This is a genomic window from Streptomyces sp. NBC_00016 (assembly GCF_045040885.1).
Classification (GTDB): domain Bacteria; phylum Actinomycetota; class Actinomycetes; order Streptomycetales; family Streptomycetaceae; genus Streptomyces; species Streptomyces coriariae.
The window spans coordinates 6,542,562-6,563,548 of sequence record NZ_CP108304.1; the positions used below are offsets into that span (position 1 = coordinate 6,542,562).

At 70.8% G+C, this 20,987-nt stretch carries 16 protein-coding genes; 5 read left to right on the forward strand and 11 right to left on the reverse strand.

Translation table 11 applies throughout. From position 1 onward, the window contains the following. The first annotated feature begins 143 nt into the window (after nucleotides 1-143). The 3 genes from OG933_RS28985 (at nucleotide 144) to OG933_RS28995 (ending at nucleotide 3,334) form a co-directional block, all read left to right on the forward strand. Complete coding sequence (locus tag OG933_RS28985; protein WP_362524676.1) at nucleotides 144-620, forward strand: hypothetical protein; 477 nt, start codon at nucleotides 144-146, stop codon at nucleotides 618-620. A 171-nt stretch (nucleotides 621-791) separates the two neighbouring features. Beyond that, entirely contained in the window at nucleotides 792-2,132 is a 1,341-nt protein-coding gene (locus OG933_RS28990; protein WP_405629577.1) for a beta-xylosidase, read from the forward strand. Nucleotides 2,133-2,305: 173 nt separating this feature from the next. Further along, the gene (locus OG933_RS28995) at nucleotides 2,306-3,334 is read left to right on the forward strand and encodes a WxL protein peptidoglycan domain-containing protein (protein ID WP_405629578.1); all 1,029 of its coding nucleotides are present in this window, start codon (nucleotides 2,306-2,308) and stop codon (nucleotides 3,332-3,334) included. Here the strand turns inward: OG933_RS28995 and OG933_RS29000 are convergent. Then, on the reverse strand, nucleotides 3,331-3,669 hold the full coding sequence (locus OG933_RS29000; RefSeq protein ID WP_142264251.1) for a P-II family nitrogen regulator: 339 nt from the start codon (nucleotides 3,667-3,669) through the stop codon (nucleotides 3,331-3,333). The genes OG933_RS28995 and OG933_RS29000 overlap by 4 nt on opposite strands. After that, nucleotides 3,666-4,976 carry an ammonium transporter gene (locus OG933_RS29005; protein ID WP_362264579.1) on the reverse strand — a complete coding sequence of 437 codons (1,311 nt, stop codon included), beginning with the start codon at nucleotides 4,974-4,976 and terminating at the stop codon, nucleotides 3,666-3,668. The genes OG933_RS29000 and OG933_RS29005 overlap by 4 nt, the downstream gene beginning before the upstream one ends. Before the next feature lie 174 nt (nucleotides 4,977-5,150). On the opposite strand from OG933_RS29005, the gene era reads away from it, so the two are divergent. Continuing rightward, nucleotides 5,151-6,104 (forward strand): GTPase Era, encoded by a 954-nt coding sequence (gene era / locus OG933_RS29010; RefSeq protein ID WP_020127728.1) that lies wholly within the window; start codon nucleotides 5,151-5,153, stop codon nucleotides 6,102-6,104. Between the two features lie 75 nt (nucleotides 6,105-6,179). Here era and OG933_RS29015 read toward each other — a convergent pair whose 3' ends face one another. From OG933_RS29015 to OG933_RS29035, 5 genes are all read right to left on the reverse strand, one after another. Continuing rightward, complete coding sequence (locus OG933_RS29015; RefSeq protein ID WP_362524670.1) at nucleotides 6,180-7,127, reverse strand: hypothetical protein; 948 nt, start codon at nucleotides 7,125-7,127, stop codon at nucleotides 6,180-6,182. 39 nt (nucleotides 7,128-7,166) lie between these two features. Beyond that, nucleotides 7,167-8,030 carry a CHAT domain-containing protein gene (locus OG933_RS29020; protein ID WP_362264583.1) on the reverse strand — a complete coding sequence of 288 codons (864 nt, stop codon included), beginning with the start codon at nucleotides 8,028-8,030 and terminating at the stop codon, nucleotides 7,167-7,169. Continuing rightward, on the reverse strand, nucleotides 8,027-12,859 hold the full coding sequence (locus tag OG933_RS29025; protein WP_405629581.1) for a tetratricopeptide repeat protein: 4,833 nt from the start codon (nucleotides 12,857-12,859) through the stop codon (nucleotides 8,027-8,029). The genes OG933_RS29020 and OG933_RS29025 overlap by 4 nt, the downstream gene beginning before the upstream one ends. Before the next feature lie 320 nt (nucleotides 12,860-13,179). Continuing rightward, nucleotides 13,180-14,583, reverse strand: a complete 1,404-nt coding sequence (locus OG933_RS29030) for an esterase/lipase family protein (RefSeq protein WP_405629584.1) — start codon at nucleotides 14,581-14,583, stop codon at nucleotides 13,180-13,182. Nucleotides 14,584-14,715: 132 nt separating this feature from the next. Continuing rightward, nucleotides 14,716-15,579 carry a helix-turn-helix transcriptional regulator gene (locus tag OG933_RS29035; RefSeq protein ID WP_362524663.1) on the reverse strand — a complete coding sequence of 288 codons (864 nt, stop codon included), beginning with the start codon at nucleotides 15,577-15,579 and terminating at the stop codon, nucleotides 14,716-14,718. A 137-nt stretch (nucleotides 15,580-15,716) separates the two neighbouring features. Here OG933_RS29035 and OG933_RS29040 point away from each other — a divergent pair, with 137 nt between their 5' ends. Continuing rightward, nucleotides 15,717-16,574 carry an NAD(P)-dependent oxidoreductase gene (locus OG933_RS29040; RefSeq protein WP_054244954.1) on the forward strand — a complete coding sequence of 286 codons (858 nt, stop codon included), beginning with the start codon at nucleotides 15,717-15,719 and terminating at the stop codon, nucleotides 16,572-16,574. 4 nt (nucleotides 16,575-16,578) lie between these two features. Here the strand turns inward: OG933_RS29040 and OG933_RS29045 are convergent, their stop codons facing one another. From OG933_RS29045 to OG933_RS29060, 4 genes are all read right to left on the reverse strand, one after another. Then, a complete protein-coding gene (locus OG933_RS29045; RefSeq protein ID WP_405629588.1) occupies nucleotides 16,579-17,838 on the reverse strand; it encodes an MFS transporter in 1,260 nt (419 codons plus the stop codon). After that, nucleotides 17,835-19,157 carry a GH1 family beta-glucosidase gene (locus OG933_RS29050; protein ID WP_362524658.1) on the reverse strand — a complete coding sequence of 441 codons (1,323 nt, stop codon included), beginning with the start codon at nucleotides 19,155-19,157 and terminating at the stop codon, nucleotides 17,835-17,837. The genes OG933_RS29045 and OG933_RS29050 overlap by 4 nt, the downstream gene beginning before the upstream one ends. 125 nt (nucleotides 19,158-19,282) lie before the next feature. Continuing rightward, entirely contained in the window at nucleotides 19,283-19,549 is a 267-nt protein-coding gene (locus OG933_RS29055) for a protealysin inhibitor emfourin (protein WP_171397159.1), read from the reverse strand. Between the two features lie 21 nt (nucleotides 19,550-19,570). Beyond that, nucleotides 19,571-20,641, reverse strand: a complete 1,071-nt coding sequence (locus tag OG933_RS29060) for a M4 family metallopeptidase (protein ID WP_362524656.1) — start codon at nucleotides 20,639-20,641, stop codon at nucleotides 19,571-19,573. Between the last annotated feature and the right edge of the window lie 346 nt (nucleotides 20,642-20,987).

Sequence of the window (20,987 nt, forward strand, 5' to 3'; positions counted from 1 at the left end):
CGGATCCGGATGTCGGATCCGGATGTCGGATCTCCACCTGGGCAGGGTGTCCGCACCCATCCCTCCCGGGCGGTGGTCCGTCGGCATCTCCCGTCCATCCACCCCCCACATGGATTCCCGTACTCGGGAAGGGAGCGGATCCCATGAGAGGCAAGCGAATCGGATCAGGTGCGGCAATGCTGGTCGGGGCCCTCGCGGTCACCGGACTGGCCCTCGCGCCCTCGGCTGTCGCCGTCACCCCGCTGACGGCGAACGTCACTGCGAGCTGCGGTCTCTTCGGAGGCGGCGCAGCCACCCTCACGGCCACCCAGACGGGCACGGCCGCCACCCTCAAGCTGACGTCCACCGCGATCACCACGCCGATCGCGATCGGCGCGAACAGCATCAGTTCCACGCTCACGATGGCGAACTCGACCGGTTCCGCCAGGGTCTTCTCCGGCACGGTGAACCCCGCCATGCCGGCCGGCTCGACGATCACGGTCGGTCCGCTCAACGGGACCGTGGCCTCCGGTGACAGCCTGAACTTCTACGGCGGCTCCCTGAAGATGGTCGTCTTCGGGATCACCGTCACCTGTACGACGAGCGCGGCGCAGACGCCGGGTCCGTTCGTGTTCAGCTGATAGCGGTTGGAAACTGAGCCGACAGGCCGTCAGTTTTCCGGCTGTGCCAGGAAGCTGACGGCCCATCAGTTCACCGCGTGATGTCCATTGACTTCTCACGCGATCCGCACCTCAATGCCCCCTGTCGGCGCAGAAGAGCCGCTGCGCCCGCACCCTGGAGGAGGGGGCAACATGGGTTCACCCCGAAGTTCCGGAAGCACCCGAGGTTCCCGAAGACGGCGCTGGGCGTCGCTGCTCGGGGCGACCGCGCTCGCGGTCACCGCCGGCGGGGCGCTGGCGGCCCCGGCCGTCGCCGCGTCCAACGTCGACTTCGCCACGCACTGCATCCCGCCGGCCATCGCGGGCCTCCCGCCGATCGACGGCACCACCACCGCGAAGATCACGGCGGACAACACCAGTCCGCAGGTCGGCGACACCGTCACCGTCACCTACACGGTGGTCACGCCCGCCGCGAGCAACCCCACCGACCTGGCCCTGCCGGCCGACATCATGACGCCGACGGGCAAGGTCACCCTCGGTGGCGCGCAGACCGGCAGCGTCACGGTCACGGGGCCGAGGCAGAACCCCCCGGTACCCGGCAGGGGGGCCTTCCCGTCGTTCTCCATGACCGGCACCTTCACGGTCACCACGCCCGGCGCGATCACCCTCTCGCCCGGTGACTACAACATCCACACCAGCTACATCCTGGAGCTGGACACGCCCTGCACGGTGACCGACCCGCCCGCCCCGGTCTCGGAGACCGTCACCGCCGCCGACAACCCGCCGGCCAACACCCGTGCGATCTCGCTGGGTTCGGCCTCCGGCAGTCCGGGCGCGGCCGTCGCCGTCACCGGCAGCGGCTTCACCGCGGGCGCGACCGTGACGCTGGCCGGGCGTTCCGCGTCCGCCCAGACCGCGGACACGGCGACCGTGACCGCGGACGCGCAGGGCGGCATCTCCGGCTCGCTCGTCGTCAGCGACCTCACCACGACCGGTGTCGTGGCGTACGAGGGCGGCGCGTGGAGCTCGGACCTCGGTGCCGGGCCGGTCGCGTACGTCGTCATCGACGACCAGCCCGTACCGGAGGGCAGCCAGAAGGTGACCACCACGGTCCGGGCGGGCGCGCTGTCGATGTCCCAGGCCGGGGACGCCGTCCAGCTGTCCGCGGTCGACTTCGGCCAGGGCGGGGCCTCGACCGGTGCGCTCCAGACCGTGACCGTCAAGGACTTCCGCGGCGGACCCGCCGGCTGGTCCCTGACCGGCAAGGTCACCGACTTCAGCGGCCCCGGCGCCAAGATCGATGCCGGCAAGCTGAGCTGGACGCCCGCGTGCACCACCAAGGCGGGCAGCCCGAGCACCTGTCAGGCCGGTTCGGCGGGCACGGTCGGCGCCTCGGGGGCGACCCTGGCGTCCACACCCGACGGCACGGCCACCGGCGGCGAGTTCACCACCGGCGCCCAACTGTCCCTCGACGTACCGTCGTTCACGCCTCCGGGCAGCTACGCCGGCGTCCTGACCCTCACGCTCACCTGAGCCGTACGCACCACGTCCACCGGTGGCCGGGCGCCCGCCCCACAGGTCCGCACCCGCCCGACCACCCAGCCGTCGAAGCCCGTTCGTGAAAGCCCGCTCGTCGAAGCCCGTTCATCGAAGCCCGTTCGCCGGGGCCCGCCGACCGGGGCCCGTCCGCTGGGGGGTCCGCACCCATGCGCAAGCCGTACGTCCTCCTCCTGCCGCTGCTGTTGTTCCTGACGCTCGCGACCCCCGCCCGCGCCGCCGACAACGGCAGCTGGTCGGTCTACCCCGTCTCCTCGGCCGTCGCCGCGCGGCCCTATTTCTACGTCTCCGCCGATCCCGGCCAGACGATCGAGGACAAGGTCGTCGTCGCCAACAAGACGGCCGAGCCCCTCACCTTCCGGCTGTACGCGGCCGACGCCTACAACACCGCGCGCGACGGCGGGTTCGCCGTGAAGTCGCTCGGCGAGAAGATGCGCGGCGTGGGCGCCTGGGCCGAGCTGCCGAAGGACCGGGTCACCGTGCCCGGCCGGGCGACGGTCACCGTGCCGTTCACCGTCCGGGTGCCCGAGGGGGCCGAGCCCGGCGACCATCCGGGGGCCATCGTCGCCCTCGACGAACGGGTCGAGCAGGGCGAGGGCGGGGTCGCGCTGGGCGTCCAGCGGGCCGTCGGCGCCCGCGTCTACCTCCAGGTCGGCGGGCCCACGCTGCCCGCGCTCGCCGTCGAGAACGTCACGGTCGGACACGACCAGCCGCTGGTCCCCGGCCTCGGCGACAGCACGGCGACGATCTCCTACACCCTGCACAACACCGGCAACGTCACCCTCGCACCGAAGGTGGAGCTGAAGGCGAGCGGCCTGTTCGGCCGCACCCTCCTGACCCGGGACCTGACGAAACTTCCCTCCCAGCTCCTCCCGGGCCAACGCGTCCGCCTCACCGAACGCTGGCGCGACGCCCCCCAGCTCGACTGGACCGACGTCAAACTGACGGCGACCGCCAAGAACACGAAGGAATCGGCGACAGCGTCCTTCGTGGCGGTGCCGTGGCTGGTGACGGCCTTGCTGGCGGCCGGGGTCGGAGCAGGCGTCTGGCTGCTGATCAGACGCCGGCGAACGCGCCCTGAAGGGGCGCGGGGCGCTGACATTCTGCGGCTCCGCCGCGGGGCGCGACAGGTCCCCACGGACCCGCAGCCGAAACTCAGCCGAACCGCCGGAGGTTAAAGCGCGTCGGGCCCCCGCTCGCCCGTCCGCACCCGCACGACCGTCTCGACCGGCAGCGCCCACACCTTGCCGTCACCGATCTTCCCGGTGTGCGCGGCACGCACGATCGCGTCGATCACGGCCTCGGACTCCGCGTCGTCGACGACGACCTCGATGCGCACCTTGGGCACGAGGTCGACCTGGTACTCGGCGCCCCGGTACACCTCGGTGTGGCCGCGCTGCCGGCCGTAGCCGCTGGCCTCGGTCACGGTCAGGCCGTGCACACCGAGCTCCTGGAGAGCCGTCTTGACCTCGTCGAGGCGGTAGGGCTTGACGATCGCGGTGATGAGCTTCATTCCTGTGGCTTGACCTTCTGGGCGGAGAGGACGGAGTGCGAGCCGACCGGGGCGCCGTGGCCCAGGACGCCGTGATCGTATGCCGTCTCGGCGTGCACCGTAAGGTCCAGGCCGGTGTGCTCGTGGTCCTCGTGCGCGCGCAGGCCGATCGCCTTGTCGAGCACCTTGGCGATGCCGTACGTGACGGTGAAGGCGTACGCCCCCACGACGACCACGGCGACCAGCTGCCTGCCGAGCTGGCCGAGCCCGCCGCCGTAGAGGAGCCCCTCGGCGCCGCCGGTCATGGTGTCCACCGCGAAGACGCCGATGAGCAGCGTGCCGATGATCCCGCCGACCAGGTGGACCCCCACCACGTCGAGGGAGTCGTCGTAGTTCAGCTTGAACTTCCAGCTCACCGCATAGGAGCAGACGACACCGGCCGCGAGGCCGACGGCCAGGGCGCCGAGCAGGGAGACCGAGCCGCAGGAGGGCGTGATGGCCACCAGGCCCGCGACCGCGCCGGACGCCGCGCCCAGCGTCGTCGGATGGCCGTCGCGCCGCTGCTCGACGAAGAGCCAGCCGAGCAGACCGGTGCAGCCCGCGGCGAGGGTGTTGAGGAAGGCGGCCGCCGCCAGACCGTTCGCGCCCAGTGCCGAGCCCGCGTTGAAGCCGAACCAGCCGAACCAGAGCAGACCCGCGCCCAGCATCACCATGGGGAGGTTGTGCGGACGCATCGCGTCCTTCTTGAAGCCCAGGCGCGGGCCCAGGACCAGGCACAACGCCAGACCCGAGGCACCCGAGGTGATCTCGACGGGGAGACCGCCGGCGAAGTCGAGGGCGCCGAGCCGGTCGAGGATCCAGCCACCGGGGCCCCACACCCAGTGCGCCACGGGAACGTATACGAGGAGCGCCCAGACCGGCACGAAGACCAGCCAGGCGCCGAATTTCGCCCGGTCCGCGATCGCGCCGCTGATCAGGGCGGCTGTGATGATCGCGAAGGTGAGCTGGAAGGTGGCGAACAGGAGGGTGGGGACCGTGCCCTGCACGCTGTCCGGGCCGAGGCCCGCCATGCCGGCGTGCTCGAGGCCGCCGATCAGCCCGCCCCCGGCGTCGTCGCCGAACGCGAGCGAGTAGCCGGCCGTCAGCCACACCACCGTGACCAGCGCGATCGACACGAAGCTCATCATGAGCATGTTGAGGACGCTCTTCGTGCGGACCATGCCTCCGTAGAAGAGGGCGAGACCCGGGGTCATCAGCAGGACGAGGGCGGTGGCGGCGAGCAGCCAGGCGGTGTCGCCGGTGTTCGCGTGGGCGGCGGCCAGAGTCACGGGAGTCTCCAACGATGCGGGGGCTCGTCAGAGGTTCACCGCTCCCGGTTTCCGGTCGCGTACAGGTGTGTTTCCGTGACGTTTCGTTGCGTGGAGGTTTCCGGGAGCTCACGGTGGAGGGTGCTGCCGCTCGTGTGTGCGGCGGGGCTTCGTGGATCAGGGAGAATGGGGGCCATGAGCGTTCGTAACCAGTCATCCGAGCAGTCGGCCGAGGCCATCCACCGCGCCGGCTTCGCCTGCTTCGTGGGCCGTCCCAACGCGGGCAAGTCCACCCTCACGAACGCTCTGGTCGGGAAGAAGGTGGCGATCACCTCCAACCGTCCCCAGACCACCCGGCACACGGTGCGGGGCATCGTGCACCGCCCTGACGCCCAGCTGATCCTGGTCGACACACCGGGCCTGCACAAGCCGCGCACCCTGCTCGGCGAGCGGCTCAACGACGTCGTGCGCGCCACCTGGGCCGAGGTCGACGTCATCGGCTTCTGCCTGCCGGCCAACGAGAAGCTGGGCCCCGGCGACCGCTTCATCGCCAAGGAGCTGGCCGGGATCAAGCGGACCCCGAAGGTCGCGGTCGTGACGAAGACCGACCTCGTGGACTCCAAGACGCTCGCCGAGCAGCTCATCGCGATCGACCAGCTCGGCAAGGAGCTGGGGTTCGAGTGGGCGGAGATCGTGCCGGTCTCGGCGGTCGGCGACCAGCAGGTCGGACTGCTGGCGGACCTGCTCGCCCCGATGCTCCCGGAGAGCCCGCCGCTCTACCCCGAGGGCGACCTGACGGACGAGCCCGAGCAGGTGATGGTCGCCGAGCTGATCCGCGAGGCGGCGCTGGAGGGCGTCCGGGACGAGCTCCCGCACTCCATCGCGGTGGTCGTCGAGGAGATGCTCCCGCGCGAGGACCGTCCGGCGGACAAGCCGCTGCTCGACATCCACGCGAACATCTACATCGAGCGGCCCAGCCAGAAGGGCATCATCATCGGCCCCAAGGGCAAGCGCCTGAAGGACGTGGGCATCAAGTCCCGCAAGCAGATCGAAGCCCTGCTGGGCACGCCGGTCTTCCTCGACCTGCACGTGAAGGTCGCGAAGGACTGGCAACGCGACCCGAAGCAGCTGCGCAAGCTGGGCTTCTGAGAACCGGGGCTCCGGGCTTCTGAGAACCGGGGCCTCCGGGCCCCGGCTCCCCCGGGGCTGGTCACCCCCGGCCGTTCATACCGGCCGGGGCGCCGGCGCGGAGAGCTGGCCGGTGGCCGCGAGGGCCAGCCGCGAGAACAGCGTGCCCGAGAAGCCGAAGAGCAGGGCTGTGGCCAGCGCGATCGGGCGGGTAGGGGCGGTCCAGGAGTTCTCGTAGAAGACCTGGCCCAGAAGGTTCAGATCCGGGTCGGCGAGCATGCGCACGAGCAGCAGGCCGCCGATCGCGGCAAGGGCACCGCCCACCGGCGCGAGGACCAGCACACCCCAGGACGAGGACCGCTGGGAGCGCATCGCCCCGATGACAGGGGACAGAAAGCCGCCCAGCGCACCGAGCAGCATCGTTTCCCGGTGGTCGAGCACCCTGCCGATCAGCAGGATCGCGCACAGTCCGGTCAGGGCCAGCCACAGGGCGATGCGCTGCTGGTCGTAGTCCCGCTCGGCCGCGTCGTCCTCGAGGTCGTGGACGCGCTGCGCGGCGGCCAGCACCAGCGCCCGCGCCTGCGTCGAGCCGGTCTCGGCGGCGGCGAGCTTCACGGCCAGCTCCTCATCGACCGGATCGCCCGTCGAGGCGAGCTGGATCAGCAGCAACTCCCGTTGCGCGAGCACCTCCTCCAGAGGTTCGGCCCCGAGGAGCCGACGCTCCGAGGCGTGCAGCGCGCGCCAGGCCGCGGCGAGCTTCGAGAGGGGGATCGCGATCACCCCGTACCGGGAACTCAGCCGCCACACCACCGTGCCGCCCTGCTCCAGATCCGCCAGCCGCCCTGCCACGGCGGCCACCGCCGCCTTCTCCGGCGAGCCGTCACCACAGGTACCGTCCAGATACTCGGCCCGCGCCCGGCAGTCCCGCAGCCGCGCCTGCAGCAGACGGTAGCGGGGTGCGGCTATCAGCCCCCGGCTGGTGATGTAGACGATCAACAGGTAGCAGACACAGACCAGTTCCAGCCCCCAACTGCCGACTCGCATCAGCTGTTCCCCCATTCGTCCCGCGACGCGCGGATCATGTCAGGTGCCCTCCCGACCCGGCGACTGCATGGTGTTGTCGGTATCGTCGAAGCGCATCCACTCGACCTCCATGCCGTCGAACGTGGAGGCGAGACCGGCACGCAACGTGGCCTCGGAGGCTGCCGTTCCTGTGATCAGAGCGGTGAACTTCTTGGCGCTGCCCGCCTGGCGAGCGGTGAGCGCGGTGGGGTCTGGAAGGGCTCCCGGCCGGGTCGCCGGCACTTGGTGTGCGGCGTTCAGCAGGAAGCACGCTTCGGGTTCGACGTCCGGGCGGGACTTGAGCCGTGGCCGCAGATGCTCCGGGGTCCCGAAGGTCCACAGGGACGCCACGGCAGCCCTGTGTGCGGCCCCCACGGACATCCCCGTGCCTACGCAGTGGTACAGACTCCGGGCGAAGGCGATCGTGGTCTGGTCGTCGACGCGTTCCGGATAGCCGATCGCGCATCCCGTGATCTGCGCGAGCTTGTCCGCCGCCGCCTCGGTGTAGCAGGCGTTGAGTACCGCCAGACGGATGCCTTTGGCGGCTGCGGCCAGTAGCTCCCCCAGCCCGTCCGTGTCCAGCGGGGCGTCTCCTCCGTCGGCGGTCAGCACACGCAGGCCGTCGTTGGCTGCGTGACCCGAGAAGTGGAGAACGGTGGGGTCGTGGGCGAGCAGAAGCGGCAGGATGTCCTCGCCCTGGACGGCGGGCGCGGTCTGTAGGGCCAGCGCTTCGCGGTAGCGGACCACCTGGATGACCTGGGCGACCTCCCGTTGCTCGCGTCCGGTGTCCGGACCCCCGCGTTGCGTTCCTACCGCGGACAGCATGAGGACGCACACCGGCGGCGGCGCCGGCGCGTCGGCTGGAGGCAGGGGCGGTCTGTTCATGGACCGGACGGTGGGCTGTCGGCAAGGGCCGCCTGAAGGATGGCGATCAGCTCGGTGGCCTTGTCCGGGCGGGCGCTGATCAGGGCAGCGACTTCGGAAGCGGCTCGGTTGCGCTCCTCCAGGGTGGGTTCGCCGAGCAGAGCCGCGGACGCGAAGGTGGCTTCGATGACAGACCCGGCAGGGAGAGCGGCCGGGGTGGCGCGAATCACTGGGCCGGGCGCGCCGGACACCCGGCTGGTCTCGGGGGCGTCGGCGAGGGCACGGGCTGTCAGCCAGTGCACCGCGGCGGGCCACGCGTCGTCGTAGACACTGTCCTCCGTGACCGAGAGCCACCCCAGTGTGTGCGCGTCCACAGCAAGCAGTGCCCGCTGGACACGGGCATGGAGCCTCTGACGGTCCTGCAACAGGTCGTAGGCGCCCTCGACGCCGTCGCTGATGGCCAGCACCCGCAGAGCCCGGTGGGTCTGGAGCACCGCGTTCGAACCTGGATCGTCTTCCGCCATGCCCGCCAGCACGGCGTCGGTGTGCGGGGAGAACAGGTCTGCGGCGTGCGTGGCGAGGTACGCCGCCGATGCGCTCCAGTCGGCTGCCCCACCGCTGCAGGCGATCCATGCAGTGACGGTCTCCTGCAGGAGCAGGCGACGGTAGGCGTCGTCGACAGAGGTGCCGGCGTCGATCTCCTCCAGCAAGCGCGCATGGGCGATGGCGACGTCGGTGATCAAGGCCCACTCCCGCAACGCGAGCGCGGCCTCAGGCTCCCTCAGCTGCGGATGGGCCAGAAGGAATTCGCGCGAGTCGGCCCAGGTCGGGGTGTTGATCCAGAGCGCGGTCTCCCGCAGGCTCTCTTCGCCGACCTCCAGCCACGCCGGCGGACTCTCGTTCGCGCCGATACGGCGCGCGACCGTCGCACGCTGGTCCGGGTCGGCCTCCAGCGTTTGGACCAGCAGCCGGTGGGCCTGGAAGACGCTCTGTCCGTCGGCCTCGACCGGCGTCGTCAGCAGTTCGCACAGGGTGTCCACGGCCGCCGCCGTGGCTTCGCGAAACAGGAGGAACTCCGCGAGTTCGCAGGTGATCCGCCACACGATCAGGGGGTGCTGTCGGTACGAGTCGATGACGCTTCTGTAGGCCAGCTCGGCCTCCGTTGCGCGGCCGGCGTCCGACAGCTGAACGGCGAGGTTGTTCAGCGAGGAGGCCAGATGGGGGAGAAACGCAGCGGGATCGACTTGGGTGAGTTCCCGGTAGATGTGCACGGCTTCGTCGGCCGCCTCGACGGCTCCCTCCAACTGTCCTATGTTCGCGCGCCGAACGGCGAGGTTGTTGAGTGAGGTCGCCAGGTCGGGGTGATATGCGGTCGGGTTCTGTCGGCTGAGGGCGCGGTGGATGTCGACTGCTTCCTCCGCGAGGGCCAGGGCCTCCGGCAGTTGGCGCGCCTTGGCCTTCTGGACGGCGAGGTTGTTGAGTGAGGTCGCCAGGTCGGGGTGATATGCGGTCGGGTTCTGTCGGCTGAGGGCGCGGTGGATGTCGACTGCTTCCTCCGCGAGGGCCAGGGCCTCCGGCAGTTGGCGCGCCTTGGCCTTCTGGACGGCGAGGTTGTTGAGTGAGGTCGCCAGATGGGGCAGGTGGGCGTCGGGGTTCTGTTCGTAGAGCCGACGGCGAATGGTGACTGCTTCCTCAGCCATGTTGACGGCGTCCTGCAGCCGTCCGACGTCCGCCATCCGGTTGGCGAGATTGTTGAGTGAGGCTGCCAGATGGGAAAGATGAGCCGGGTTGTCTGCCGAGAGCTGACGGCGGATCGCCACCGCTTCCTCCGACAGGTCCATGGCCTCCGGCAGTCGGCCGGTTCTGGTTCTCAGCACGGCGAGGGTGTTGAGTGACGTCGCCAGGTCGGGGAGGAAGGCGGCGGGATGGGCAGCCGTGAGCTCCCGATGGATACGGAGTGCTTCCTCGGCAGGCGCCATCGCCTCCTGCCGCAGCCCGACGTCGGCCAGCCGGTTGGCGAGGTTGTTGAGTGAGGCGGCGAGGTCCGGGAGGTGGGCGGTGGGGTTGGTGGCGGCGAGTTCGCGGCGGATGCGGACGGCTTCCTCGGAGAGTCCGAGGGCTTCGTCCCGGCGTCCGGTTTCGGCGAGTTGGACGGCGAGATTGTTGAGGGAGCTCGCCAGGGCCGGGCGGTAGACAGCCGGGTTGGCGGCGGCGAGTTCGCGGCGGATGCGGACGGCTTCCGCACCCCTGAACGCGGCTTCGTCCCGGCGTCCGCATTCCGCGAGTCGGACGGCGAGGTTGTCGAGTGAGGCGGCGAGGTCCGGGAGGTGGGCGGTGGGGTTGGTATTCGCGAGTTCGCGGCGGATGTGGACGGCTTCCTCGGAGAGTCCGAGGGCTTCGTCCCGGCGTCCGGTTTCGGCGAGTTGGACGGCGAGATTGTTGAGCGAGCTCGCTAGCCCGGGGACGTACGCGGTGGGGTTGCTCTCGGCGAGTACGCGACAAAGCGAAACGGCCTCCGCGGCCGGAGCGACGGCTTCTTGCCGCCGCCCGATGCCGGCCAGCCGGTTGGCGAGGTTGTTGAGTGAGGTCGCGAGGTCGGGGAGGTGGGCGGTGGGGTTGGTATTCGCGAGTTCGCGGCGGATGGCGACGGCCTCCTCCGCCGGGCCCATGGCCTCCGACAGGAGTCCGTTTTCCGCGAGTCGGACGGCGAGGTTGTTGAGTGAGGTCGCGAGGTCGGGGAGGTGGGCGGTGGGGTTGGTATTCGCGAGTTCGCGGCGGATGGCGACGGCCTCCTCCGCCGGGCCCATGGCCTCCGACAGGAGTCCGTTTTCCGCGAGTCGGACGGCGAGGTTGTTGAGTGAGGTCGCCAGGTCGGGGAGATACGCGGTGGCGTGCTTGTCGGCGAGCCAGCGGTAGATGCGGACCGCTTCGTGCCCGGGATCTACGCCCGCCTCACTCAGTCCCGACTCGCCCAAGCGGACGGAGAGGGAGAGCAGGGCCGTGGCCAAGAGGGGCAGAAACGCTGCGGAATTGATCTCGGCGAGCCTGCGCAGTGCGGCGATTCCGCGCCCTCCCGCGAGCACTGCGTGATCAGGCAGGTGACGCAGCAGGTAGGTGTTGGCGTCCTCCAGGTGCTCCCCGTCGCCAGTCTGCCGCAGCACGAGCTCTACCAACGTCTGGACGACAGCCTCCGCGTCCCGGGTACCCTCCTCGGCGGACCGGAGGGCACCGATGCCCCTCCGCAGGTGCTCGATGAGCTCCCGGTGGTAGAGCCGGTACACCGCCTGCTCTTTGTCGCTGTCCTCGACGATGTACCGCCCGTACTGCCGCAGCAACCAGTCGATGTCTGCGGGGTGATAGACCGTCCCCTCTCGGCTGATCGCCTCCCCCGCCTTCTCCCACACCCCGTGTGCCGGCATGCCGTTGCCTGCGGACCAGGCCAGGGCCGTGAGTAGATCGCTTGCCGCGTGCGGCAGTACCACGCCGTCGTCGCGTACCCGTGTCGCACCCGACGCCAGATCGAGGGCGAGCGCATCGGCGATGCTCTCGGGGATCCGCGCTCGTGCCGGACGGCTGAGGTCCGCCGTGTGCTGCCGGACCATGGCCGATGTCACGATGTGGGCGAAGAGGAATCCGCCGCTGCTCGCGACAGCCCGTTCCGCCAGTGTCCGGGCGGTCTTGGCAGCCGTGTCCTCGGGGATGCCGACGGCCAGCAGCCGTCTGTGGATGTATGCGGCGATGTCCTCGGCCGTGTTCGTCTCCTCATCGAGGTCGATCACCTGCACCCTGGCCCCGATGGCGCGGCTCAGCTCGGCGTCCAGCGGCTCCGCAGACACGATGTGGGGCTGGAACGGGCGGGCGCGTGAGGCCAGCAGCACGGCACACAGCCGACTGAGCGGAACCAGTAGTTGCTGGACGATGGGGACGGCCTGGTCCGGAGCCGCCTCGTCCAGGCCGTCCAGTACCAGGACGCGCCGTCCTGCGCCGTCCGCCTCCAGCGCCTCCAGTTCCGCGATCAGGCCGGCTGGAGTCGGCGGTGCTGCAAGGCCCAGCCTCTCCGCCAGTGCCTCGGCCACATCCATCACCCGCATGCCCCTCAGGTGCAGAGCCGCGTCGACGCTGCCTTCACCGGGGTCCGGGTCGTCGACGGTCGGGGGTGTGTGATGGAGGACCTCCTGCCGTTCTCTCGGGTCGGCCAACGACGCGATGCGGCCCGCGATCGCCGACTTTCCCGAGCCCGCGCTGCCGGTCAGCAGCAAGAGGCCTGTCCGGCCCGTGGCGAGCCACGTCGTGATCTCTCGCATGACCCGGAGCCGCCCTGTGAAGAACCAGCCCTCCTCCGTGGGATCGACGCCCCGTGAGGCGAGGAGCAGGTGATCCGTCAGGTCCTTGCCCGCGTCCGGGCGCCACAAGGGGTTGGGGAAGATCGGCTCGGGGAGGCCTCTGGACACCCGGACCAGGGTTTCGTCATCGCCCGGCCAGTCCGCCATGACGCCCCGGGCCAAGGCCTCACCGCTGATGTCTTTATTACGTACGCTCCACTCGTGCAGCAGCAGTCCGTCTCGGTTCCGCTCGGGTCCGTCGCGCAGGACTCGCCGGACTGTGTCCAGCAGATGGCCTGGAGTGTCGTCGCCCCGCTCGTGGGACCTGGAGGCGGCCAACACGCCTACCCAGGCCTTGCGGGAATTCGGCGGGGTTTGCGTGATCATGGAGTTCAGGGCCTGGTTCAGGGCTGAAGCGGCGATGCCCGATCCCGTTTGGCAGATGTCCAGGAGGATCAGTGTCTGTTCGGCCCGGCCGGACAGTGCCCAGTCCGCCAGGTGTTGGGCGGTGAAGCGGTCCTCGTGCACCGCAGGATCCCACGTGGGCCGCGTGATGAGTTGTAGTTCCCCCGCCGTAGTGATCTTGCCGTGTCCCGACCAGATCACTACGGCGGGTCTGTGCCCGCCTTCTGCCTTCCACTGGTTCGACCACCGCGTGAGTCCTGCCGTCAAGGCGTCCTGGTCCGATTCGGTGAGGAGCGTCGGCTGAAAACCGAACGGACTCAATTCCCTTGCCAAGTCCTCTACCGGCCGGATTGCCTCCTCGCGCGGCACGAAGGGTGATGCGTCGTACGATTGGCATGCAACGACCAGGAGCGTTCCCCTGAGTCCCGATGCAGCATCCGCGTTCACATGCCCTCGCTTTCGTCCCCCACCAGCACCAGTGCTGTCACCGCACCGGCGATGTCGTCCCCTGCCGCCCGCACGGTCACTCGGTATGCCCCCGCGGTCCGAGTGGGGAGGGCACCGCCGTAGCGGCCGTCACCGAGGTTGCGCAGAGTGTGCTCCTCGCGTGAGCCGTCGGGGCGTTCGAGTCTTGCCAGAACCGTCAGTTCGTCCGAGCTCGAGCCGGCCGTGGCCCGCACGGGCAGGCACCGACCCGTCGGCACCTCGTCCGGGACACGCAGGCCCATCGGGTACGCCACCCGCGGGCCGCGATAGACGCGCGGGGCGGGAGCCAGCCAGTCGTACAGGTCGTCCCGGACGCCCTCGTGGGTCTTGAGCGCGCCGTGTCTTGCGAAGGCCGACCGGGCTGCCGGGCTGTTCATGGGGACTTCGTCGGGGAAGGCCGCGAACCGTGGCACTCGTCCGTCGCCGCCCTCGTCCTCGCCCAGGATGGTCTCGATCAGCCGCAGGCGTTCGCCCTCCAGCGCCGCGGTCGTCGCCGTGGGCTGCCGTACCCCGATCACCGGCAGGCATTGATGGTCGCTTCCGCCTCGCCGGACGCGCTCCCGTGCGGCCTCGCGGATCTCGGTGTGGAACGCTCCCGCGTCCTCAAGGAGGGAGGAGTCGAGTCCGGGCAGGCCGCCGGGCACTTCGCGTGGGTAGAGCAGCCCCCCGGGGCTCTCCAGGCAGGCGTAGTCGGGGGTGAGCTGGTGCAGAGACGGGAGGCTGCGGGCGAAGCCCGTGAGCGGGCCCACCCTCGGCCCGCGCCGGCTCAGGCGGGGGCCGCTCAGCAGCGAGTCCAGTGCGCCGATGGTGCCCCGGTGCGGGGTGCCGAGGGTGATCAGCTGACGGGTGACCTCCGCACCACCCAGGCATTCGACGTAGTAGCGGCCGACCAGACCGCCCATGGAGTGACAGATCAGCCGTACCTCGGCGTTCGTACGCCGTGGGTCCGATGCCCGCCAGCGGCCCAGCGCCTCGTCGATCCGGCGGGCCAGGAGACCGGCGTTGTAGCGACACGACAGCCGCCAGTCGTACGCGAATTCGATCAGGTTCGACGAGGGCTGGAGCGTGAACATGCGCCGCAGCCAGATCAGGAGGGTGTCGTATCCGTCGGTCAGCGGCCACACTCCGGGTAAGGCGTGGAGGGCCGGGAACAGTCCGACCGGTTCGACGCCGTCCCCCGGATGGCCGTCGCCGACGTCCTTCGGCAGGGTCAGCTGCCGCACCGATCCCGAGAACGTCCTGATGGCCTCCCACACGGCCCCCGCCGATGGCCCCCACACCTCGCGTCCGTCGACAGCCAGACGGCTGCCCATGATGCCCGGGACGACCACCACCAGGTCCTCGACCGACTCACGCCGCATTGCGCACCCCCCGTTCATCGTGCGCAGCGTTTCTAGCAGCCGGGTGATGCCCGATGGGGGCGTATGCCCAAACAGCAGCCCTTGGGTGATGCGACGCGGTGGGGCGCCCGGGTCACCCGGACGCCGGTCGTCTCAGTGACCGCCGGCCTCCACCCCGCTGTGGGTGAAGTCCTGCAATCCCACCACCCGGAGCAACTGGAGCCGTTCGTAGGCCTCCGTGCCCGGGCGGGCCGTGTGGATGACCAGGAGTTGGTGGTGCTCGTGGCTGAGGAGGACCTCGCAGTCCAGTTCCAGCAGGCCGACCAGCGGGTGCAGGAAGCGTTTGGTCGCCTTGTGGCGCAGGGACACCTCGTGTTCGTCCCAGAGGCGGGCGAACTCCTCGCTCGATGAACGGAGTTCGGCGACCAGCGCGGCCGGTTCGGGGTCGTCGGGGCGGGCGGCGGTCACCGCGCGCAGGTTGGCCACCTGGGCGCGGGCGTGGTCCGGCCGGTCCTCCTCCGGGAACAGGCTGCGGGCCTGCGGATCCAGGAAGTAGAGACGGAGCAGGTTGCGCTCGCGCCGGGGGCGGGACATCACATCGCGGGTCAGCGCCCTGCCCATCGCGTTCTGGGCCAGGACCTCGCCGCAGTCGGTCACGACCTGCGCCGGGGTGTCGTGCAGGCGGTCCAGGATCAGCATCAGGCCGGGCGGGACGTGTGCCGACGCCGTCTCGCGGCGCGGGGGCTCCTCGCCGGTCAGGTGGAACAGGTGGTCGCGCTCGTCTTCGGTGAGGCGCAGGGCGCGGGCCAGCGCCGTCAGCATCTGGCGGGACGGGCGCGGGCCGCGGCACTGTTCCAGGCGCGTGTAGTAGTCGACCGACATGCCCGCCAGCTGGGCCACCTCCTCGCGGCGCAGTCCGGGCGTACGGCGGCGGGCCCCCGGCGTCAGACCCACGTCCGACGGGGTCAGACGGGCCCGGCCGCGGCGCAGGAAGTCGGCGAGTTCGGTTCGGTTCACCCCTCCAGGCTGCGGCAGGCCGCCCGTCTTATCCAGGGACTGTCGGTCCCCTGATCGACGGGTCTCTCCCGGTCGTCCCGGCTCCGTCCGAGGCTGGTGGCACCGGACGAACACCGGACGAAGAGGAGTGAACGACGATGTTGACACTGGTGACGGGTACGACGGGACAGGTCGGCCGGCGCTTTGTGCCGAGGCTGCTGGCGCAGGCCGCGGCGGGGGAGAAGGTGCGGGTCCTGGTGCGGGACGCGGCGCGGGGGGAGCGGTTCGCGGAGCTGGGCGCCGAGGTCGTGCTCGGGGATCTGCGGGACACGGAGGTGCTCGGCAAGGCGGTGGCCGGGGTGGACGCGGTCGTGAATGTCGCGGCGTCCTTCCGCGGGGTGCCGGACGAGGAGGCGTGGGCCGTCAACCGGGACGCGGCGGTGGAACTGGGCCGCGCCGCGCTGGCCTCGGGTGTGCGGCGCTTCGTGCAGGTCAGCACGGGACTGGTGTACGGCCTCGGGCGGGGCCGCCCGCTGGTCGAGGACGACGAGGTCCGGCCCGGCGGCGGCGCGATGTGGGGCGCCTACCCCGAGGCGAAGGGGGTGGCCGAGCGGGAGCTGTTCGCGCTGGACGGCCTGGACGTGCGCGTCGGCCGCCTCGCCTTCGTCTACGGCGAGGGCGATCCGCACCTCGCCCAGTCGCTGATGTGGGCCGGCGACTGGGCGGCGGCGCAGCGGCTGCACATGGTCCATCACGTGGACGTCGCCCAGGGACTGCTGCGTCTCCTGCACGCGCCGGGAGCCGCGGGACGGGCCTACAACATCGCCGACGACGCCCCCGTCACGGCGGTCGAACTGCACCAGCTCAACGGGGTCGAGGTGCCCGCCGAGCTCTACGAGCGCACCGACCCCGACCCGTTCTTCCAGCTGACCTCCACCGAACGCATCCGCCGCGAACTCGGCTTCCGTCCGCTGTACCCCAGCGTCTACGCGGCCCGGGACGCCGGAGCCCTCTGACGGGTCAGTCCACCCCCCTGATCCGGCCCACCAGCACCGCCCCCGCCAGCCCGACCGCCGCCGCCACCAGGTACAGCACCCGGTAGCCGCCCAGGTAGGTGACGATCGGCGCGGCGAGGGCGGGGGCCGCGACCTGGGGCAGGGCGTTGGCCACGTTGATGACGCCCAGGTCCTTGCCCCGGTCCCCGGCCTTCGGCAGCACGTCGGTCATCAGCGCGAAGTCGACCGACGTGAACACGCCGAAGCCGACGCCCAGCACGGCCGCCGCGACGATCGCGCCCGGCCAGGTCTGCCAGACCGCCAGTCCCGCCGTCGCCACCGCCATCAGCACGCCCGACCAGATCACGAACGGCTTGCGCCTGCCGACCCGGTCCGACCAGGCGCCCCCGACGACCACCGTGGCGAGCAGCGTCAGCCCGTTCACCGCGGTCAGGATCAGCACGCCCTGCTCGGGGTCGGAGTGGTGCAGGCGGTCGCGCAGGTAGTAGAGGAGGTACAGCAGCACCAGCGCGTTGCTCAGGTTCATCAGGAAGCGGGTCAGCCACGCCCAGCCAAGGTCGGGGTAGGTGCGCGGGCTCAGCCAGAACCCGGCCGCGAAGCCCCGCCAGGACCAGGCCGGCCGGTCCGCCACGGCCAGCCGCAGATCCTCGTACCGGAGCACGTACGGCAGCACGCCCAGCGTCGTGAACACCGCGCACGCCACGTACCCCGCTCCGACGCCCCCGGCGGCCGTCGCGAGCCCGGTGCCGCCGACCACGCCGAGGATCTGCGCGGCGCCCAGCCAGCCGCCGACCGAGCCCCGTTGGAGCCGGGGGACCCGGTCGGGGACGGCGGCCGTCACCGCCGCGAAGGCCGCGTTCAGCGTCAGCTGGACCAGGCACCAGCCCGCCGCCATGGTCCAGACGCCGTCCGCTCCCGCGAGCAGCAGGAGCGAGAGGGCGCCGCCCGCGGTCCCCGCCACGATCCACGGCGTACGGCGGCCCCGGGGGGAGGCCGTACGGTCCGACAGCGCGCCGAAGAGGGGGTTCGCGGCCAGGGAGACCACCGCGCCCACGCCCGTCACCCAGGCCAGCACGGTCTCCTTCGACATGCCCGAGCCGGGCGCGAAGTCCTCGGCCTGGGAGGCCAGCAGGATCTGGAGGGGGCCGTACCAGCCCACCCAGATCGCTCCGTTGGCGAGGGACAGGGCCGAGGTCCAGCCCCGGCCGACCCGCTCGACGGGCTCGGCCAGCGCGGCAGCCGGGGCCCTGTCCGCCGTCGTCATCTCTGCGCCCGCAGGACGTCCCGCAGCCAGGCGTACGAGGCCTTCGGGGTCCGGGCCAGGGTCTCGAAGTCCACGTGGACCAGGCCGAAGCGGCGCTCGTAGCCCTCCGCCCACTCGAAGTTGTCCAGCAGCGACCACACGAAGTAGCCGCGCACGTCGACGCCCGCCTCCACGGCCCGGTGCAGGGCGCGCAGATGACCGTCCAGGTAGGCGATGCGCTCCTGGTCGTCGACGCCCTCGTAGCTGCATCCGTTCTCCGTGATGACGATCGGGGGGAGCCGGTCGCCGTAACGGTCGCGGAAGGTGGTCAGGAGCTCCGTCAGGCCCTCCGGGACGACCGGCCAGCCGAAGTCCGTCACCGGGACGTCCTCTATCTGCTGGACGGAGAAGGGCAGTTCGGCCGGCATGCGGATGCCGCCGAACTCGATCTCCGTGCCCTGCGGGGCGCCCACCTTCGTCGGGGCGTAGTAGTTGATCCCGTACCAGTCGAGCGGCTCCGAGATCACCTTGAGGTCGGCCTGGACGTCCCCCGGCATCAGATCGCCGAGTCCTTCCGGGTATTCGCCCAGCAGCACGGGCTCCGCGAACAGCCGGTTCAGCAGGAGGTCGTAGAAGGCGGCCGCCTCCACGTCGGCGGGTTCCCGGGAGGCCGGCCAGGTCGGGCCGTGCGAGTTGGCGATGCCGATGTCCGTGGCACCGGCCGCGCGCAGCGCCTGGACGGCGAGGCCGTGTCCCAGCAACTGGTGGTGGGCGGCCGGGAGCGCGTCGAACAGCAGTTGCTTGCCGGGCGCGTGGGTGCCGAGGGCGTGCCCCAACAGGGTGTGCTCGGCGGGCTCGTTGACGGTGATCCACTTGGTCACGCGGTCACCGAGACGCCCGGCCACCACGGACACGTACTCGGCGAAACGGGCCGCCGTGTCCCGCTCCAGCCAGTCGAGCCGGACCGGCAGGTCCCAGTGGAAGAGGGTGGGGACCGGGCGGACACCGGCCGCGCACAGCTCGTCGACGAGCCGGTCGTAGAAGTCGAGGCCGCCGGGCGAGTTCACCCGCGGCCACGAGATCGAGAAGCGGTAGGCGTCCACGCCCAGGCCCGACAGGAGCGCCACGTCCTCGGGGTAGCGGTGGTAGTGGTCGCAGGCCACCGCTGCCGTGGAGCCGTCCTTCACCCGTCCCGGCGCGGCGGTGAAGGTGTCCCAGACCGAAGGTTCGCGCCGGTCCGCCGCGCCCTCGATCTGATGCGCGGAGGTGGACACGCCCCACAGGAAGTCTGCCGGAAACCGGGGCATCGGGTTCGCCGCGTCGCGCGGATCGTTCGCCATGGGCGGGATCATCCTTACCGCTGGGTAAGGAAGTCAACGTCCCGGCGTGAACTGCCAGTTATGCCCCTCCCGCAAGCCTGCCGCAAGCGCCCCGCAACCACCCCGCGCGCCCCCGGCGAGCCCCCTCAGGCCCCTTCCTTCAGCACCCGTGAGATCAGCTTGCGCTGCTCCTCCGTGAGCCGGGGATCGGCCGCGTACACCGTCCTGCCGTCCACGGTGATCTCGTAGCTGAAGCCGTCCGGTACGCCGACCGAAGGCACGCCCCGGCCGGCGGCGACCGCCCGCTCGGCCAGGGCGTGCCATTCGTGGGCGTCGGGCCGTCCCGAGGTGTCCACCTCGGCACGGCGCTCGATGCCCGCGAACCCGCCCGTGCGACTCACCTGAATACGCATGGGTCCCTGTCTATTACGGACTCAGAGAATCCGCACCCCCACCTGCTCCCACGCCTTCTCCACGGCCTGGAGCTCCTCCCCGCCGCTGCCGAAGCGCTCGCGCGCGGCTCGCACCGTCAGCTTGGCGAAGTCGGTGAAGAAGGCCCGCTCGGAGAGTTCGCCGCCGGTCAGGACGTCGTACCAGATCTGGCCGGCCTTCTCCCAGGCGTAGCCGCCGAGGGCCGTGGCGGCCAGGTAGAACGCGTGGTTGGGGATGCCGGAGTTGATGTGGACGCCGCCGTTGTCGCGCCCGGTGCGGACGTACTCGTCCATCGTCGCGGGCTGCGGGTCCTTGCCGAGGACGTCGTCGTCGTACGCGGTGCCCGGCGCCTTCATGGAGCGCAGGGCGGTGCCGGTGACGTCCGGGGCGAGCAGGCCCGCGCCGATCAGCCAGTCGGCCTCGGCGGCGGTCTGGCCGAGGGAGTACTGCTTGATGAGCGAGCCGAAGACGTCGGACATCGACTCGTTGAGGGCGCCCGGCTGGCCGTTGTAGGTCAGGTTCGCCGTGTACTGCGTGACGCCGTGGGTGAGCTCGTGCCCGATGACGTCGATGGAGTTGGTGAAGTCGACGAAGATCTCGCCGTCGCCGTCGCCGAACACCATCTGCTCGCCGTTCCAGAAGGCGTTGTTGTAGCCCTCGTCGTAGTGCACGGTGGCGTCGAGGGCCAGGCCGTCGCCGTCGATCGAGTGGCGCTGGTAGGCCTTCAGATACAGGTCGAAGGTGGCGCCGAGCCCGGAGTAGGCGCGGTTGACGGTGGCGTCCCGGCCGGGGTCCTGGCCCTCGGCGCGGACCTTGGTGCCGGGCAGCGAGGTGCCGTGCTCGGCGTCGTAGATCGTGCGCAGCGGCTGGTCCGACGGTGCCTTCGCCGTCGGGGCGGCCAGGAGGCCGTACTCGGTGTTCACCTGGCGCAGGGCGCGCAGCTCGCTGTCGCGCAGGATGGTGCGCCGGGCGGGACCGGAGAGAGCGGGGTTGTCGTTGCGCGCCAGCCGGTCGAGGACGTGTGGTGGTACGACGGTGCAGAAGACGGGCTCGAAGCCCCCGTGAGTCGTCATGCCCGGCACCCTTGCACTGCGTTATGCGGCTGTCACCACCGGCAACCATGATTGGTGAAATACGGTGACAAAGGGGCCTGATCTGCGGCGCCGGGTGGTATGGCGGGAGGGTGACGAGTGGCGTGGCGCACGTTCTGCACCTTTTCCTGTGGTTCATCCCGCCGGTCCCGCATACTGGAACGAACCCGCGCGACCAGAGCGGCTCCGCTAGGCTGCCGAGCACTATGCATTTCGGGCTGCTTCTCCTTAGCTGCCGCGGCGAGGGCCTGTAGTCGAGGCCGACCCCCTCCCCGCGGTGCTTGGTGTTGCGCGTCGGCCGTCCTTCCGCCCGGACATTCTCCGGTCA

What these genes read in the sequence shown, in the direction of transcription:
- OG933_RS29055 (WP_171397159.1), bottom strand. Translation starts at nt 19,549, where the DNA reads ATGCGTATTCAGGTGAGTCGCACGGGCGGGTTCGCGGGCATCGAGCGC.
- era (WP_020127728.1), top strand. Translation starts at nt 5,151, where the DNA reads ATGAGCGTTCGTAACCAGTCATCCGAGCAGTCGGCCGAGGCCATCCAC.
- OG933_RS29000 (WP_142264251.1), bottom strand. Translation starts at nt 3,669, where the DNA reads ATGAAGCTCATCACCGCGATCGTCAAGCCCTACCGCCTCGACGAGGTC.
- OG933_RS29040 (WP_054244954.1), top strand. Translation starts at nt 15,717, where the DNA reads ATGTTGACACTGGTGACGGGTACGACGGGACAGGTCGGCCGGCGCTTT.
- OG933_RS28985 (WP_362524676.1), top strand. Translation starts at nt 144, where the DNA reads ATGAGAGGCAAGCGAATCGGATCAGGTGCGGCAATGCTGGTCGGGGCC.
- OG933_RS28995 (WP_405629578.1), top strand. Translation starts at nt 2,306, where the DNA reads ATGCGCAAGCCGTACGTCCTCCTCCTGCCGCTGCTGTTGTTCCTGACG.
- OG933_RS29015 (WP_362524670.1), bottom strand. Translation starts at nt 7,127, where the DNA reads ATGCGAGTCGGCAGTTGGGGGCTGGAACTGGTCTGTGTCTGCTACCTG.
- OG933_RS28990 (WP_405629577.1), top strand. Translation starts at nt 792, where the DNA reads ATGGGTTCACCCCGAAGTTCCGGAAGCACCCGAGGTTCCCGAAGACGG.
- OG933_RS29020 (WP_362264583.1), bottom strand. Translation starts at nt 8,030, where the DNA reads ATGAACAGACCGCCCCTGCCTCCAGCCGACGCGCCGGCGCCGCCGCCG.
- OG933_RS29050 (WP_362524658.1), bottom strand. Translation starts at nt 19,157, where the DNA reads ATGGCGAACGATCCGCGCGACGCGGCGAACCCGATGCCCCGGTTTCCG.
- OG933_RS29045 (WP_405629588.1), bottom strand. Translation starts at nt 17,838, where the DNA reads ATGACGACGGCGGACAGGGCCCCGGCTGCCGCGCTGGCCGAGCCCGTC.
- OG933_RS29030 (WP_405629584.1), bottom strand. Translation starts at nt 14,583, where the DNA reads ATGCGGCGTGAGTCGGTCGAGGACCTGGTGGTGGTCGTCCCGGGCATC.
- OG933_RS29060 (WP_362524656.1), bottom strand. Translation starts at nt 20,641, where the DNA reads ATGACGACTCACGGGGGCTTCGAGCCCGTCTTCTGCACCGTCGTACCA.